This is a genomic window from Actinacidiphila acidipaludis, assembly GCF_019890725.1.
GTDB classification, from domain to species: domain Bacteria; phylum Actinomycetota; class Actinomycetes; order Streptomycetales; family Streptomycetaceae; genus Actinacidiphila; species Actinacidiphila acidipaludis.
Genome location: NZ_JAINZZ010000004.1, coordinates 72,042 through 86,186, shown reverse-complemented (window position 1 = coordinate 86,186; position 14,145 = coordinate 72,042). Strand labels below are relative to the sequence as shown.

Here is a 14,145-nt window from a genome sequence, read left to right as displayed (position 1 = left end):
CGCCCTTCGCCCGAGAGGCCTACGTGCCGAGGGCGCGGACCGCGCAGAGCAGGCCGTCGTCGGTGGGGAGGAGGACGGGGGCCAGGTGGGGGCTGTCGCGGACGACGCGCATCAGCTCGCGCAGCCGCAGCGCCTCGTCGTCGTGGTGGGCCGCGTCCAGCGCCCGGCCCCGGCCGAAGGCGCCCTCGAAGCAGACCACCCCGCCCGGCCGCAGCAGCCGCATCGCCTCGTCCAGATAGTCCAGGTACTCGCGGCGGTCGGCGTCGCAGAACACCAGGTCGTAGCCGCCGTCGGTGAGGCGCGGCAGCACGTCCAGGGCGCTGCCGCAGATGAAACGGGAGCGGTTGGCGGCGAAACCCGCCTCCCGGTACGCCTCGCGGGCCAGTTGCTGGCGGTCCGGCTCGGTGTCCACCGTGGTCAGCACGCCGTCCCGCCGCATGCCGCGCAGCAGGTGGATGCCGGAGACCCCGGCACCCGTGCCGATCTCCACCGCGGCCTTCGCGCCGCCGGCCGCCGCGAGCAGCCGCAGCGCCGCGCCCGTGCCGGGCGAGACCGGCCGCAGCCCCTCGGCGTGCGAGCGGGCGCGGGCGCGTACCAGGGCATCGTCCTCGGCGACGAACGCGTCGGCGAAAGCCCAGCTCGCCTGCCGGTTCCCGCTAATGGCCCTCTCCCCGTCGCCCGTGCGCGGTCCCGGGCCGGTCCCGGTTCGGCGCGCTGTTGTGCTCCGCCCGGGCGACTGTATCCGCTGGGGTGGGGAACCCGCAGATGGGACTGTGCGTTAGTGACAGCGAAGGCACTGGGCGGGAGAGCAGCCAGGTTCCCGCCCCTTGGCAACAGCGCATTTATCCGGAGCTAACGGGCGAGGTGGATATGGTAGGGGCTCTACTGGAGACCACCAGAGCCGACAGGGGAGGTGCGGCTGCGGCCGGTGACCGGGGAGTGTTCTCACGCTTCCGCAGGTCGGCCGGACAGCCCGAATCCGTGACCAACACCGCTGATGACACACGTTCACGCGACACCGTCCCCGCCGACGCGAACCCCGCCACCGCGACCTTCGCCGACGGCGACGCCCCGTCGTGGACACCTCCCTCCTGGGAGGAGATCGTCAGTACGCACAGTGCCCGGGTGTACCGGCTGGCCTACCGCCTGACCGGCAACCAGCACGACGCGGAGGACCTCACCCAGGAGGTCTTCGTGCGGGTCTTCCGCTCCCTGTCCACCTACACGCCCGGCACGTTCGAGGGCTGGCTGCACCGCATCACCACCAACCTGTTCCTGGACATGGTGCGGCGCCGCCAGCGCATCCGGTTCGACGCCCTCGGCGACGACGCGGCGGAGCGGCTGCCCAGCCGCGAGCCGTCCCCCGCGCAGCACTTCAACGACACCCACTTCGACGCGGACGTCCAGCAGGCGCTGGACACCCTCGCACCGGAGTTCCGTGCCGCCGTGGTGCTCTGCGACATCGAGGGGCTGTCGTACGAGGAGATCGCCGCCACCCTCGGCGTGAAGCTCGGCACGGTGCGCAGCCGCATCCACCGCGGCCGCTCGCACCTCCGGAAGGCGCTGGAGCACCGGGCTCCCGCTACCGCTCAGCAGGATCCCGCGCTCGCTGCCGCCGCACCGAAACCTGGCCTGGAGGGCGGGAGAGCGTGAGCAGCAACGCTTCCGGCGAGCAGCGTCCCCAACGCGACCAGCGTTCCGCGCCCGCCGAGCAGCACCTTGGAGACCGGCTGTCGGCGTTCGTCGACGGCGAACTCACCGACGACAGCCGGGACCGGGTACTCGCCCATCTGGCGACCTGCCCGCAGTGCAAGGCGGCCGCCGCCGAGCAGCGGCGGCTGAAGAGCGTCGTCGCGGCCTCGGAACTGCCTGCCATATCGGCCGGGCTGCTGGCCCGTCTGCAGGGCCTGCCCGGCATGGGTGGCGACGGCCCGGGCGACGGCGACGGCTCCCGTGACCTGCCCGGTGACCGCGGCATGCCCCCGGCCACCGAGGACCGCCGCGGACCGTTCGACGGCGGCCTGCTGGGGTCCGGTGTGTTCGGCTCCGGGCGGCGCGGTGAGTTCTCCTATCTCGGTCCTGGCCGCGACCTGGCCGCGCCCGTCGGCTCACGGTCGCGCGGCTTCCGCATCCACCAGCCGGCCAGGGCCGTCAGCCCCGTCGTACCGGACCCGGACGAGAGTTCGTCCCCGGGTTCGGTCACGGCGGCGGCGTCGCGTGGACGCAGGCTCGCCTTCGCGGCGGCCGGCGCGTTCTCGCTGGCGGCCATCGCCATCGGCTCGGCGCTGCCCATGGAGGCGGCCGTCGACGGCGGTGCCCGGCCGGACGACGGACCGGCGGTCAGCCCGCTGAGCGCCGACACGAGCGCGGTCAGCGACACCCGCGGGGTGACCCCGCGCGGCGTCCTGGACGCCCGTGACGAGCGGCTGCGGCGCGCCCCGGTGGTGGCCGCGTCCGCGGCGGCCTCGGCCACGTCCGTGCCGCTGACGTCGCAGTCCTCCGTCGTTCTGCACTGAGCCGCGGACCACGATTCACCCCCGGTCGGCATACTGTTGGCCTCACCCACTCCCGCGTGCCCCGTGGGGGCAGGTACCGTAATGTCCGCCGGACCCTGCCCACCCGGCTGAGGACGTCTCAAGGAGCTGCAAGGTGTTCTTCGACATAGGCCCGCTGGAGCTGGTCGCACTCGTCGTCCTTGCCGTTCTCGTTTTCGGCCCGGACAAGCTGCCGAAGGTCATCCAGGACACGATGGCCTTCATCCGGAAGGTGCGGGCGTTCTCCGACAGCGCCAAGGAGGACATCCGCCGGGAGCTGGGACCGGAGTTCAAGGACTTCGAGTTCGAGGACCTCAACCCGAAGACGTTCATCAAGAAGAACCTGATGAGCGACAACGACGAGTACGGCCTCAACGAGATCAAGGACCTGCGCAACAGTTTCGACCTGCGCAAGGACATGGCGGAGGTCACCGACGCGGTGAACGGCGTGGAGCCGGGCGCCGCCGCCCCCGCGACGCGCACCTCGGACCGGCTGACCAAGCGGGACAAGCTGGACCCGGGCGAGGCGCCGCCGTTCGACTCCGACGCGACCTGAGCGCGACACGATCGTCGCTGGTCCGCCCCCGACACACGTCAACCCTATGGACCCTTTTCACCCCATAGGGTGAGCTATGCGCGTGTGTTCGCCGTCACCCCACGCCGTTTCGGCCCCCGAACCCTCCCAGGGTCGGGCAAGATGGCGTGGCCCATGAGGGCACTGGAGGAGGCGCGACCCGTATGGAGACGAAGACCGGCACAGCACACGGGGCGGTCGACGGCTACTTGATGGCCGACTTCCCGTGGTATGGACTGGACAGCGCGTTCACCGGACGCCGCTGGCTGGGGACCGTGGGCGTGAGCGCCGACGGCACCGTCGAACACGGTTCGATAGGGCATGGTGACGAGCCCTCGCTCAAGGCCGAGGCCGCGGACCCCGAGGGGCAGCGGTTCGCGGTGGTCGTCACGGTCGCCCGCCGGCCCGGACGCCGCAGCGCCGACGGCACGGGCGTGCTGGAGGCCACCTCGGTGTCCTCCGCGGCCTGGCTGGCCGGCTCAGGCCTCCTGTCGTGCACCTGGCCCGCCACCATGGAGCGGGCGCTGCGGCAGGACTGGATGGACCAGCAGACCGCCACCGCCTGGGAGCTCGCCGACGACCTGGCGGGCCCGGGCTGGTCGACGCTCACCCTCCCCGTGGACGGCGAGCCGACCCCCTTCCACTACCGCGAGTCCGAGTACGGCTGGGTGATGGCCGGGGCCGCCCGCGGGGTGCACCTGGGCGCGTACGGGCGCGGCATGTCCGCCTACGGGCTCGCCCTCAGCGTGGTGCGCGACATCGCCCAGTACGGGAGCTGAGCGGCCCCCCGGCCGCCACAGCGGCTCTCCGGCGGCCGCAGCGTCCCTCTGGCGGCCCCGGCACGTGCCGCCCGCCACTGCGTACGACGCCGTGTAACGGCGGTGCCCCCGCTCCGGCCGGAGCGGGGGCACTGTGGCGTCTGTGCGGCCCTGTCAGAACTTGTTGCGCGGGGTGATGCCCAGGGACATCCCCGCCAGGCCGCGGGCCCGGCCACCGAGCTTCCCGGCGATCGTGCGCAGCGCGGCGCCCGCGGGGGAGTCGGGGTGCGAGACCGCCACCGGGCGGCCGTCGTCGCCGCCCTCGCGCAGCCGCACGTCGATCGGGATCCGGCCGAGCACCGGCACGGTGGCGCCGGTCGTGCGGGTCAGGCCCTCGGCGACCCGGTCACCGCCGCCGGTGCCGAAGACGTCCACGATCTCGTCACAGTGCGGGCACGGCATGCCCGACATGTTCTCCACCACGCCGACGATCTTCTGGTGCGTCTGCACCGCGATCGAGCCGGCCCGCTCGGCCACCTCGGCGGCGGCCTGCTGCGGGGTGGTCACCACGAGGATCTCCGCGTTCGGCACGAGCTGGGCGACCGAGATGGCGATGTCGCCGGTGCCGGGCGGCAGGTCGAGCAGCAGCACGTCCAGGTCGCCCCAGTACACGTCGGCCAGGAACTGCTGCAGCGCGCGGTGCAGCATCGGGCCGCGCCACACCACCGGCGCGTTGCCCGGGGTGAACATGCCGATCGAGATGACCTTCACGCCGTTCGCGGCCGGCGGCATGATCATGTTCTCGACCTGGGTGGGCCGGCCGTCCACGCCGAGCATGCGCGGCACGCTGTGGCCGTAGATGTCCGCGTCCACCACGCCGACCTTCAGCCCGTCGGCGGCCATCGCGGCAGCCAGGTTGACCGTCACCGAGGACTTGCCGACGCCGCCCTTGCCGGACGCCACCGCGTACACCCGCGTCAGCGAGCCGGGCTTGGCGAACGGGATCTCCCGCTCGGCCTGGCCGCCGCGCAGCGAGGCGGTCAGCTCACGCCGCTGCTCGTCGCTCATCACGTCCAGCGCGACCCGCACCGAGGTGACTCCGGGGACCTGCCCCACCGCCGTGCTGACGCGACCGGTGATCTCGTCCCGCATCGGGCAGCCGGAGACGGTCAGGTACACGGTCACGTCGACCGCGCCGTCGGCCGCGATGTCCACGGACTTCACCATGCCGAGCTCGGTGATCGGCTTGTGGATCTCCGGGTCGTTCACGGTGGCGAGCGCGGCGCGTACCGCGTCGTCGGTCGGCGTGCCCGACGGCACTTCCCGTGCGGGCCCAGCGGGGGTGGAGGTAGCCATACGTTGATGGTACGGCGGCGGCCGCCGGGCGATCAGCGGGCCCGGCCGTCTCCTTCGTCACTGCGCGCCGCGTAGTGACCACCGGAGTGGCCACCGGAGTGGCCACCGGATCTGCCGTCGATCTCCTTGAGCAGATCCTGCAGTTCGGAGCGGATCCAGTCGCGGGTCGCGACCTCGCCGAGGTTCACCCGCAGCGCGGCCACCTCGCGGGTCAGGTACTCCGTGTCGGCGATGCTGCGCTCGTTCTGCTTGCGGTCCTGTTCGAGGTTGACCCGGTCCCGGTCGTCCTGCCGGTTCTGCGCCAGCAGGATCAGCGGCGCCGCGTAGGAGGCCTGCAGCGACAGCATCAGCGTCAGGAAGATGAACGGGTACGGGTCGAACCGCAGGTGGCGCGGTGCGAAGACGTTCCACAGCAGCCACACGACGATGACCCCGGTCATCCAGACGATGAATCGTCCGGTGCCCAGGAAACGCGCGATCCGCTCGGAGAACTTGCCGAACGCCTCCGGGTCGTAGGTGGGCAGCAGGCTGCGCCGCGGCTTGCGCGGCTGGTCCAGCCGCACCCGCGGGCGTCCGGTGGCGGTGGCCCCGGCGGGGTGCCGGGCGCGGTCCCGCTCCTCAGCTGCCATCGGCTGTCTCCATCGGCCCGCGCTCCGCCTCGTCACGAGCGGCCGCCTCACGGGACACGCTCTCCGGCCCGGCGGCGCCGTGCAGGTCGGTCTCCCGCCAGTCCTCGGGCAGCAGGTGGTCGAGCACGTCGTCGACGGTCACCGCGCCCAGCAGCGAGCCGCCGGCGTCCACCACCGGGGCCGAGATCATGTTGTACGTGGCAAGGAAGCTCGTCACGGAAGGAAGAGGGGTCTCGGGGGTGAGCGGTTGCAGATCCGTGTCCACGATCGAGCCGAGCAGGGTGAACGGCGGGTCGCGGAGCAGCCGCTGGAAGTGCACCAGGCCCAGGTACTTGCCGGTCGGCGTCTCGTCCGGCGGCCGCGTGACGTACACCTGCGCGGCCAGGGCGGGGGACAGGTCGGGGTTGCGGATCCGGGCCAGCGCGTCGGCGACCGTGGCGTCCGGGCGCAGGATGATCGGCTCGGTGGTCATCAGGCCGCCCGCGGTGCGCTCCTCGTAGGACAGCAGCCGCCGCACGCCCGCCGCGTCCTGCGGCTGCATCAGGGCCAGCAGCCGCTCCTGCTCCTCGTCGGGGAGCTCGGCCAGCAGGTCGGCGGCGTCGTCCGGGTCCATCGCCTCCAGGACGTCGGCGGCCCGCTCCTCCTTCAGCTTGCTGAGGATCTCCACCTGGTCGTCGTCCGGGAGCTCCTCCAGGACGTCGGCCAGCCGGTCGTCGTCGAGCGCGGCGGCGACCTCCCCGCGGCGCTTGGGGGACAGGTGGTGGAGGACGTTCGCCAGGTCGGCGGGGCGCAGCTGCTCGAAGGTGGCCACCAGGTTCTCCGCGCCCTGGCCCTCCTCGGCCAGCCGGAAGCCGGTCACCGCCGACCAGTCCACGGTCAGCGTCTCGCCCTTGCGGCGCAGGGCGCCGGTCTTGCCGCGGCGCACGAAGACCTTGTCGAGCTCCCAGTCGCGGCGGGCGGGCAGCTGCACCATCGACACGTCGAGCACGGTGACCTCCTCGCCGTCCTCGCCGCCGTCCCCGGCGCCGCCGTTCCCCTCGGTGCTCTCGCCCGCCTCGGTGTCCACCAGGCGCACCCGGCGGTCCAGCAGCTCGCCCAGCACCAGCGTCTCGGTCGGCCGCTGCTCGAAGCGCCGCATGTTCAGCACGCCGGTGGTGATGACCTGACCGGACTCCACGCCCGTCACCCGGGTCATCGGCAGGAAGATCCGGCGCCGGCCGACCACCTCGACGACCAGGCCGAGCACCCGCGGCGGCCGGCCGCCGACCCGCAGCATCACCACGACGTCGCGGACCCGGCCGACCTGGTCGCCGTTGGGGTCGAAGACGGCCACGCCGGAAAGGTGCGAGACGAAGACCCGGGGGGCGCCTGCGGCCATCAGGGGTGCCTCCTACCGGTCGGCGGACGGCTGTTCCGGTTCACCGCACATCCGTCGCCAGGCTACTCCGCGCCGATCTTGGGCGCCCCGCGGGGTGCTCTGCCGGGGTACCTTGCGGTAGCTTCCCCAGGGCCCGACCCTGCCCCCACTGGAGGACGAAGACCCGTGACTTCCGGCCGCCGTACGCTCGCAGCCGCCCTCGCAGTGACCGGTGCCGGAACCCTGCTCGGCGGCTGCCTGGGCCTGGGCGGCGACCCGGACGCGGGCACCAACGGCGTCGGCAAGCTGCCGGCGCGGACCATCGAGCAGCGGGCCGAGGCCGCCGCGGCCGCCGCGCACACCGTCCACCTGGCCGGCACCGTCGTCAGCCTCGGCCAGAGCTACCGGCTGGACATGCGGCTGAGCGACGACGGCGGGGCCGGCGAGGTCACCACCAAGGGCAGCACCTTCGAGCTGCTGCGGATCGGCACGGACCTCTACCTGAAGGCGGGCACGTCGTTCTGGGGCGACGGCGGCAGCGACAAGGACAGCCAGGCCGCGGCCGCCAGGCTCGACGGCAAGTACGTCAAGGTGCCCTCCGGCGACCCCGCCTACCAGCAGTTCAGCGGCCTGACGGAGAAGAAGCTGCTGCTGAAGGACCTGTTCCTGCTGGACGGCACGGTCTCGGTCGGTCAGCACCGCAAGGTCGGCGACACCCGGACGATCGCCCTCGACGGCTCCAAGGGCGGCTCGATGGACGTCTCCCTCAAGGGCACGCCCTACCCGCTGCGCTACCAGCGGGTCGGCAACGGGGGCACGCTGACGCTGACCGACTGGGGGCAGGACGTCACGCTCAGCGCCCCGGCCAAGGACGCCGTCGTCGACTACGGCTCGACGGTGGGCGCCACGCCCACGCCGGCTCCGAAGTCCTCGAAGTAGCGCTCCGGAAGCGGGGCGGAGGGACGCGGCGGTCCCGAAGGAAGCGGTCAGCGCTTGCGCCGGCGGGCGAGCAGCCGCGGCAACCCCGCCGGGACCGGGCGCCGGGTGACGGCCTCGCTGGGCACCGGCACGGCCGCGCCGGAGCCGGACGGCATCGCGCCCGGGTACTCGGCCGGGGGACCGTCGGGAGCCAGCCGGAACACCGAGCACTCGCGCGCCCAGCGGTCCATGACGCCTTCCCCGTCCGGGGAGTTGAGGCGTTTGCCCTTCAGCTCGGCGGCCGCCGCCTGCCAGGGCTCGCCGCCCGGCGCGAGCAGGGTGACCCGGGCCGGCCAGGACACCAGGCGCCCGCCCTTGTCCTTGCTGCGCACCGTCACCTCGGCGGAACCACCGTCCCGCAGCCCCGGCAGCGGCTGCTCACCGGGCCCGCCGACCAGCACCATCGCCCGGTCCACCCAGGCGTGCCAGAGAGCCTGCCCGTTCACCCAGACCAGGCCGGACTTCTTGGTCGCCTCCTCGACGAGGGCGGTCAGCTCGTCACTCATGCCGCCCACCCTAGGGCCTGTCCGGGCCCGCCGTTCCGCGCCCTGGACGACAGGCGCTCGGGCGGTCCACGCGCCTTACCCTGGGGACGCCGGCCCGCGACCGCGGATCCCGAGAACGAGGAGCACGAGGAGCACCGTGACCGCCCCGCAGAGCGCCGCCGCCACCCGCCCCACCGCGGCCGCGGCACCGCCCGGCACGCCCGGCCGGAGCCTGGACTTCACGCTCCTCGCGGTGGCCATCGCGGGTGTCTCGATGTCCGCGCCGCTCATCGCGGCGACCGCGGCGCCCGCGCTGGCCATCGCGTTCTGGCGCAACGCCATGGCCGTCGGGGTGCTCAGCCCGGTCGCCCTGTGGCGGCACCGCGGTGAGCTGCGGCGGATGGGCCGCAGGGCCCTGCTGCTGTCGGGCTGCGCGGGCCTGGTGCTGGCCCTGCACTTCGGCCTGTGGCTGCCGAGCCTGGGCATGACGTCCGTCGCCACCTCGACCGCGCTGGTCACCACCACGCCGATGTGGACGACGCTGATCCTGCGGCTGCGCGGCCACCGCCCGCCGCGCCTGGTGTGGGCGGGCACCACGCTGGCGGTCGCCGGCGTGCTCATCCTCACCGGCATCGACCTGTCCACCGACCCCCGGGCGCTGATCGGCGACGGTCTGGCTCTGGCGGCCGGCATGGCGGCGGCCGGGTACATGCTGCTCGGCTCCGAGGTGCGGCGCACCGCGAGCACCACCGCGTACACGTTCGTCTGCTACTCCACGACCGCCGTGGCGCTGCTGGCCGCCTGCCTGGTGTCCGGGTCGGCGCTGGCCGGGTACGACGGCGGGACGTGGCTGAAGATCGCCGCGCTGACCGTGGTCGCCCAACTGCTCGGGCACTCGCTCTTCAACCGCGTCGTGCGGGGGCTGGGCCCGTCCACGGTCTCCACCGCGATCCTGCTGGAGACGCCGGGCGCGGCCCTGATCGCGGCGCTGTGGCTCGGCCAGACGCCGCCGGCCGCCGCCTACCCCGCGCTCGCCGTGATCCTCGCGGGCCTGGCCCTGGTCATCCTCGCCGACCGCAGGGGCGACGGCGCCGCCGCGACTCCCGCGGAGGCCCCGGCGGAAGTCGCCCCGGTCCAGGCCGAGGCCGCCCCGGCGGAGATTCCCCCGGTCCAGGCGGACATCGCCCGGACCCAGGCGGACATCGCCCCGGCCCCGGCGTCGCGGCCGCCCGCCTAGAGCCAGCCGTTGCGGCGGAAGCCGCGGTGGATGGCGTAGCAGATGGCCACGATGGCGACGAGCACCGCGGGATAGCCGAACTTCCAGCGCAGCTCGGGCATGTGGTCGAAGTTCATGCCGTACACGCCGGTGATCATCGTCGGTACGGCGAGGATGGCCGCCCACGCGGTGATCTTGCGCATGTCCTCGTTCTGCACCACGGTGGCCTGCGCGAGGTTGGCCTGCAGGATCGAGTTGAGCAGGTCGTCGAAGCCGGTGACCTGCTCGTGGACGCGGGCGACGTGGTCGGCGACGTCACGGAAGTACTTCTGGATCTCCGGGTCGATCAGCCGCATCGGCCGCTCGCCCAGCAGCTGCATCGGCCGCAGCAGCGGGGACACCGCGCGCTTGAACTCCAGGACCTCGCGCTTGAGCTGGTAGATCCGCCCGGCGTCGCCGCCGCGCGAGGCCTTGCCGTTGCCCGCGGAGAAGACGTCGATCTCGACCTCGTCGATGTCGTCCTGCACCGCCTCGGTGACCGCCAGATAGTCGTCCACGACCTGGTCGGCGATGGCGTGCAGGACCGCCGAGGGGCCCTTGGCGAGCAGCTCGGGGTCGTCCTCGAGGCGGTGGCGCAGCGCCCGCAGCGAGCCGTGGCCGCCGTGCCGCACGGTGATCACGAAGTACCGGCCGGTGAAGACCATCACCTCGCCGCTCTCCACGACCTCGCTGGTCGCGGTGAGTTCGGCGTGCTCGACGTAGCGGATGGTCTTGAAGACGGTGAAGAGCGAGTCGTCGTACCGCTCCAGCTTGGGCCGCTGGTGGGCGTGCACGGCGTCCTCGACGGCCAGCGGGTGCAGCCCGAACTCCTCGGCGATGCCGGCGAACTCCTGCTCGGTGGGCTCGTGCAGGCCGATCCAGACGAAGCCGTTGCTGCCGTCGCAGCTCTCGATGGGACGGCCCTCGCGGACCCGGTCCAGGGCGTCGCGCAGATTGATGGTGTCGCTGCAGCGCACGCCGTCGCGGTACACCGCGCAGTCGACCACGGCGCTGCTCGCCGCGGGGTCCTGAGCCGGGCCGTAGTCGTAGGACGCCGGGGACTTGCGCAGGGTGGGGCGAACGACAGCGCGCAGATCACGGATCATCGACATGGCAAGCTCCTTCACGGACTGGCCGACGGCTCACGCCGCACTGAAATGCTGATCAGGACAGGTTGATCGCAGGCAGTTCAGGGCGCTCTTCCGCCGCGGGCAGCAGCCGCGGGCAAGCCGGGGGCGACACGCGTTTCAGGGCCGGACAGCCGGGTATGGAACGCGAGGGCTCAGGATGCGAGTCGGCAATACGGGGAAGAGCTGCCGGTACTGCACGGTCGACTTCGATCCATGTCAGTCCCACCTCCTCCAGCCGTTCCCCGCCAGGGGACCGCGATACGTGAACGCTCCACTTTATCAACTTCGCGCGGGCCCATGGCCGCCCTTTGCGCCTTCCATACGCGTTCTATGCTCCGCCTATGACAGATGTCCTGGCCTTGGTGGAGGCGCGACTGCGGTCGGCGCTGGGCGAACCGGACGCCCGGGCCGCCGTGACGTTCCTGGGAACCGAACGCATCGAAGTGCTCCGTTTCAGCGACGGCGACCTGCTGCGGTACGCCACCCTCGGCATGTCGGCGCAGCCGATGACCGAGCCGGAGGCGCTCGCGGTGACGGTCAGCGATCCGGTGCGCGGGCCGCGGGCCGAGCTGGTGCTCTCGGTGCGGGCCGGGCTCGCAGACACCGACAAGGTGCTCCGCCCGCTGGCGGTGCTGGCCGCGTCGCCGCAGGTCGAGGGCGTGGTGGTGGCGCCGGGGAACTCCCTGGACCTGGGCGGGCCGCTGTGGCCGGACGCGCCCTTCTCGGCGGTGCTGGTCGCGGAGAACGGAGGGCTCGTCGAGGATCTCGACCTCGACGAGCCCCTGGACCCGGTGCGTTTTCTGCCGCTGCTGCCGATGACGTCCAACGAGGCCGCGTGGAAGCGGGTGCACGGCGCGGCGGCGCTGCAGGAGCGCTGGCTGGCCCGCGGCACCGATCTGCGCGACCCGCGCCGCGCTTCGGTCCCGCTGGACTAGACCCGCGCCCCCGCCGTCGCGGAGGTCAGCCGTGTGCCTCGGCCGTCGCGGCGCCCGCGGCGGCGTGCGGCGCGGGGTGGGACCGCGCGACGACGTCCTCGCCGTGGACCACGGTCAGGTGCCGGCGCCGCACCACGATCACGCCCGCGCCCACGACGGCGGCCACGGCCGCGACCACGAACGGGATGTGGATGTCGGTCCACTCCTCGATCTTCGGCGCGAGGTAGGGGGCCGCGGCGGCGGCGAACCAGCGGACGAAGTTGTAGCCGGCGCTGGCCACCGGCCGGGGGGCGTCCGAGACGCCGAGCGCCAGCTCGGTGTAGACGGTGTTGTTGACGCCGATGAACGCGCCGGACAGGACCGTGCAGACGATCGCGGTCGTGTGGCTGCCGTAGCCGAGCACGACCAGGTCCGCGGCGAGCAGCACCAGCGAGGACCCCAGCACCTTCAGCGACCCGAAGCGGGCCTGGAGGCGCGGGGCGATCAGCACCGAGAAGACCGCGAGCAGCACGCCCCAGCCGAAGAACACCGCGCCGGACCGGTACGGCGACATGTTCAGGACGAAGGGCGTGAACGCCAGCACGGTGAAGAACGCGTAGTTGTAGAAGAACGCGGACGCCGCGGCGGACGCCAGGCCGCCGTGCCCGAGCGCCTTGACCGGATCGAGCAGCGAGGTGCGGGCGGCGGGCTTGGGCTGCTCCTTGAGGAACAGCGAGATCGCCACGAAGCCGATGGCCATCAGGGCGGCGGTGCCGAAGAACGGGTAGCGCCACTTCATGTCGCCGAGCACGGCGCCCAGCAGCGGACCGCAGGCCATGCCCAGGCCCAGCGCTGACTCGTAGAGCAGGATGGCCGACGCGGCGCCGCCGCTGGCCGCGCCGACGATGACGGCCAGCGAGGTGGAGACGAACAGCGCGTTGCCCAGGCCCCAGCCGGCCCGGAAGCCGACGAGCTGGCCGACGGAGTCCGAGGTGCCGGCGAGCCCGGCGAAGACCACGACGAGCGCGAGGCCCGCCAGCAGCGTCTTGCGGCCGCCGATCCGGCTGGAGACGAAGCCGGTGACCAGCATGGCCACCGCGGTGATCAGGAAGTAGCTGGTGAAGAGCAGGGAGACCTGGCTGGGTGTGGCGTTCAGGCCCTTGGCGATCGACGGCAGGATCGGATCGACCAGCCCGATGCCCATGAAGGCGACGACGGCCGCGCCCGCGGTGGCCCACACCGCGGTGGGCTGGCGGAGGATGCTCACCTTGTCCCCCGCGCGAGCGGGGTCCGCGTGGTCCATGAGGGAGTCCCTTCTCGCCGGGGGACGGCGACGAAGTAGTTGTGTCATACACATATTAAGTTGGCTATAGCAACTGATGCAAACGGCACCGATATCCGCAGGTCCGCAGGTCGGCAGGGGTGCAGCACGCGCCCCGGGGCCGGACGGGTGATCGTCCTTGACGCGGGCACAGGCCAGGAGGACCGTGGGGCGTTATGAGGGGCGAACCCAGTTGCCCGAAGTGCGGTGGCAGGGTCCGTGCACCCGGGCTCTTCGCCGATTCCTGGCAGTGCGATGTGCACGGCACCGTGTACCCGCTGCAGCCGGTGGTGCCGCCGAGCGTGGAGGCGCTCGGGGTGGTCGTGCACCGGTCCCAGGTCCCGGTCTGGATGCCGTGGCCGCTTCCCGTGGGCTGGCTGTTCTCCGGGATCGCCGCGGCGGGCGACGACCGCAGCGGCGGCCGGGCCACCGCGGTGGCCTGCTCGGGGCCCGGACCGCTCGGGGGTCCGGGAGAGCTGATGCTGGTCGCAGAGGAGCTCGGGGTCGGGCTCGGGGCGCGCTACGCCGGCATCAAGGGGCCCGATCCGGGCCCGGACATGTGCGTGGACAAGCCCGCGCACGCCAAGGTGCTCGCGGCGGGCCGTCCCACCCCGCTGTGGCACGTCAACGGCGCCCCTGAGGACCGGGTGGTGTTCGCCGGGGAGGCCCGCGGGCTGTGGCTGTGGGCCATCGTCTGGCCCGAGGAGACCGGGCTGCTGATGTACGACGAGCTGGTGCTGACCGACCTGCGGGACGCCGGCGCCGAGGTCGACCTGCTGCCCTGCGGCGCCCTCTCCCCGCGGCTGCTGGCCTGACGCCGGTCCGTGCTGCCGGCGGCCGGGGATCGTAGGAGC

At 72.8% G+C, this 14,145-nt stretch carries 15 protein-coding genes; 8 read left to right on the top strand and 7 right to left on the bottom strand.

The genetic code is table 11. The annotated features are described in order from the left end of the window. Window positions 1-19: 19 nt before the first annotated feature. On the bottom strand, window positions 20-661 hold the full coding sequence (locus K7862_RS05050) for an O-methyltransferase (protein WP_308011863.1): 642 nt from the start codon (window positions 659-661) through the stop codon (window positions 20-22). A 209-nt stretch (window positions 662-870) separates the two neighbouring features. Between K7862_RS05050 and sigE the strand changes: the two genes are divergently transcribed. From sigE to K7862_RS05030, 4 genes are all read left to right on the top strand, one after another. Beyond that, window positions 871-1,653 (top strand): RNA polymerase sigma factor SigE, encoded by a 783-nt coding sequence (sigE, locus tag K7862_RS05045; protein ID WP_222961050.1) that lies wholly within the window; start codon window positions 871-873, stop codon window positions 1,651-1,653. Then, on the top strand, window positions 1,650-2,516 hold the full coding sequence (locus K7862_RS05040) for an anti-sigma factor family protein (protein WP_222961048.1): 867 nt from the start codon (window positions 1,650-1,652) through the stop codon (window positions 2,514-2,516). Before sigE ends, K7862_RS05040 begins: the two co-directional genes overlap by 4 nt. A 133-nt stretch (window positions 2,517-2,649) precedes the next feature. Then, a complete protein-coding gene (locus tag K7862_RS05035; protein WP_222961045.1) occupies window positions 2,650-3,090 on the top strand; it encodes a sec-independent translocase in 441 nt (146 codons plus the stop codon). A 182-nt stretch (window positions 3,091-3,272) separates the two neighbouring features. Beyond that, window positions 3,273-3,887, top strand: a complete 615-nt coding sequence (locus tag K7862_RS05030) for a hypothetical protein (protein ID WP_262412686.1) — start codon at window positions 3,273-3,275, stop codon at window positions 3,885-3,887. Window positions 3,888-4,040: 153 nt separating this feature from the next. Here K7862_RS05030 and K7862_RS05025 read toward each other — a convergent pair whose 3' ends face one another. The 3 genes from K7862_RS05025 to K7862_RS05015 are packed head-to-tail and all read right to left on the bottom strand — an operon-like array spanning window position 4,041 to window position 7,229. Beyond that, complete coding sequence (locus K7862_RS05025) at window positions 4,041-5,222, bottom strand: Mrp/NBP35 family ATP-binding protein (protein WP_222961043.1); 1,182 nt, start codon at window positions 5,220-5,222, stop codon at window positions 4,041-4,043. A 32-nt stretch (window positions 5,223-5,254) separates the two neighbouring features. Beyond that, window positions 5,255-5,851, bottom strand: a complete 597-nt coding sequence (locus tag K7862_RS05020; RefSeq protein ID WP_222961041.1) for a DUF1003 domain-containing protein — start codon at window positions 5,849-5,851, stop codon at window positions 5,255-5,257. Next, window positions 5,841-7,229 carry a magnesium transporter MgtE N-terminal domain-containing protein gene (locus K7862_RS05015; protein ID WP_222961039.1) on the bottom strand — a complete coding sequence of 463 codons (1,389 nt, stop codon included), beginning with the start codon at window positions 7,227-7,229 and terminating at the stop codon, window positions 5,841-5,843. Before K7862_RS05015 ends, K7862_RS05020 begins: the two co-directional genes overlap by 11 nt. 165 nt (window positions 7,230-7,394) lie before the next feature. Between K7862_RS05015 and K7862_RS05010 the strand changes: the two genes are divergently transcribed. Continuing rightward, complete coding sequence (locus tag K7862_RS05010) at window positions 7,395-8,147, top strand: hypothetical protein (RefSeq protein WP_222961035.1); 753 nt, start codon at window positions 7,395-7,397, stop codon at window positions 8,145-8,147. A gap of 47 nt (window positions 8,148-8,194) precedes the next feature. Here K7862_RS05010 and K7862_RS05005 read toward each other — a convergent pair whose 3' ends face one another. Then, the gene (locus K7862_RS05005; protein ID WP_222961034.1) at window positions 8,195-8,692 is read right to left on the bottom strand and encodes a hypothetical protein; all 498 of its coding nucleotides are present in this window, start codon (window positions 8,690-8,692) and stop codon (window positions 8,195-8,197) included. Window positions 8,693-8,828: 136 nt separating this feature from the next. Here K7862_RS05005 and K7862_RS05000 point away from each other — a divergent pair, with 136 nt between their 5' ends. After that, on the top strand, window positions 8,829-9,908 hold the full coding sequence (locus K7862_RS05000) for a DMT family transporter (protein ID WP_372461505.1): 1,080 nt from the start codon (window positions 8,829-8,831) through the stop codon (window positions 9,906-9,908). Here K7862_RS05000 and K7862_RS04995 read toward each other — a convergent pair. Then, window positions 9,905-11,038, bottom strand: a complete 1,134-nt coding sequence (locus tag K7862_RS04995) for a magnesium and cobalt transport protein CorA (RefSeq protein WP_222961033.1) — start codon at window positions 11,036-11,038, stop codon at window positions 9,905-9,907. The two genes, K7862_RS05000 and K7862_RS04995, sit on opposite strands and share 4 nt — an antisense overlap. 359 nt (window positions 11,039-11,397) lie before the next feature. Between K7862_RS04995 and K7862_RS04990 the strand changes: the two genes are divergently transcribed. Next, the gene (locus K7862_RS04990; RefSeq protein ID WP_222961031.1) at window positions 11,398-11,991 is read left to right on the top strand and encodes a suppressor of fused domain protein; all 594 of its coding nucleotides are present in this window, start codon (window positions 11,398-11,400) and stop codon (window positions 11,989-11,991) included. A gap of 25 nt (window positions 11,992-12,016) precedes the next feature. On the opposite strand, the gene K7862_RS04985 is transcribed toward K7862_RS04990, so the two are convergent. Continuing rightward, window positions 12,017-13,273, bottom strand: a complete 1,257-nt coding sequence (locus tag K7862_RS04985; RefSeq protein WP_222961029.1) for an MFS transporter — start codon at window positions 13,271-13,273, stop codon at window positions 12,017-12,019. A gap of 194 nt (window positions 13,274-13,467) precedes the next feature. Between K7862_RS04985 and K7862_RS04980 the strand changes: the two genes are divergently transcribed. Then, on the top strand, window positions 13,468-14,106 hold the full coding sequence (locus K7862_RS04980) for a DUF6758 family protein (protein WP_222961027.1): 639 nt from the start codon (window positions 13,468-13,470) through the stop codon (window positions 14,104-14,106). Window positions 14,107-14,145: the final 39 nt, after the last annotated feature.

Excerpts from the sequence above, each read along its gene's own strand:
- sigE (WP_222961050.1), top strand. The coding sequence starts at position 871 with ATGGTAGGGGCTCTACTGGAGACCACCAGAGCCGACAGGGGAGGTGCG.
- K7862_RS05030 (WP_262412686.1), top strand. The coding sequence starts at position 3,273 with ATGGAGACGAAGACCGGCACAGCACACGGGGCGGTCGACGGCTACTTG.
- K7862_RS05025 (WP_222961043.1), bottom strand. The coding sequence starts at position 5,222 with ATGGCTACCTCCACCCCCGCTGGGCCCGCACGGGAAGTGCCGTCGGGC.
- K7862_RS05020 (WP_222961041.1), bottom strand. The coding sequence starts at position 5,851 with ATGGCAGCTGAGGAGCGGGACCGCGCCCGGCACCCCGCCGGGGCCACC.
- K7862_RS05015 (WP_222961039.1), bottom strand. The coding sequence starts at position 7,229 with ATGGCCGCAGGCGCCCCCCGGGTCTTCGTCTCGCACCTTTCCGGCGTG.
- K7862_RS05005 (WP_222961034.1), bottom strand. The coding sequence starts at position 8,692 with ATGAGTGACGAGCTGACCGCCCTCGTCGAGGAGGCGACCAAGAAGTCC.
- K7862_RS04995 (WP_222961033.1), bottom strand. The coding sequence starts at position 11,038 with ATGTCGATGATCCGTGATCTGCGCGCTGTCGTTCGCCCCACCCTGCGC.
- K7862_RS04990 (WP_222961031.1), top strand. The coding sequence starts at position 11,398 with ATGACAGATGTCCTGGCCTTGGTGGAGGCGCGACTGCGGTCGGCGCTG.
- K7862_RS04985 (WP_222961029.1), bottom strand. The coding sequence starts at position 13,273 with ATGGACCACGCGGACCCCGCTCGCGCGGGGGACAAGGTGAGCATCCTC.
- K7862_RS04980 (WP_222961027.1), top strand. The coding sequence starts at position 13,468 with ATGAGGGGCGAACCCAGTTGCCCGAAGTGCGGTGGCAGGGTCCGTGCA.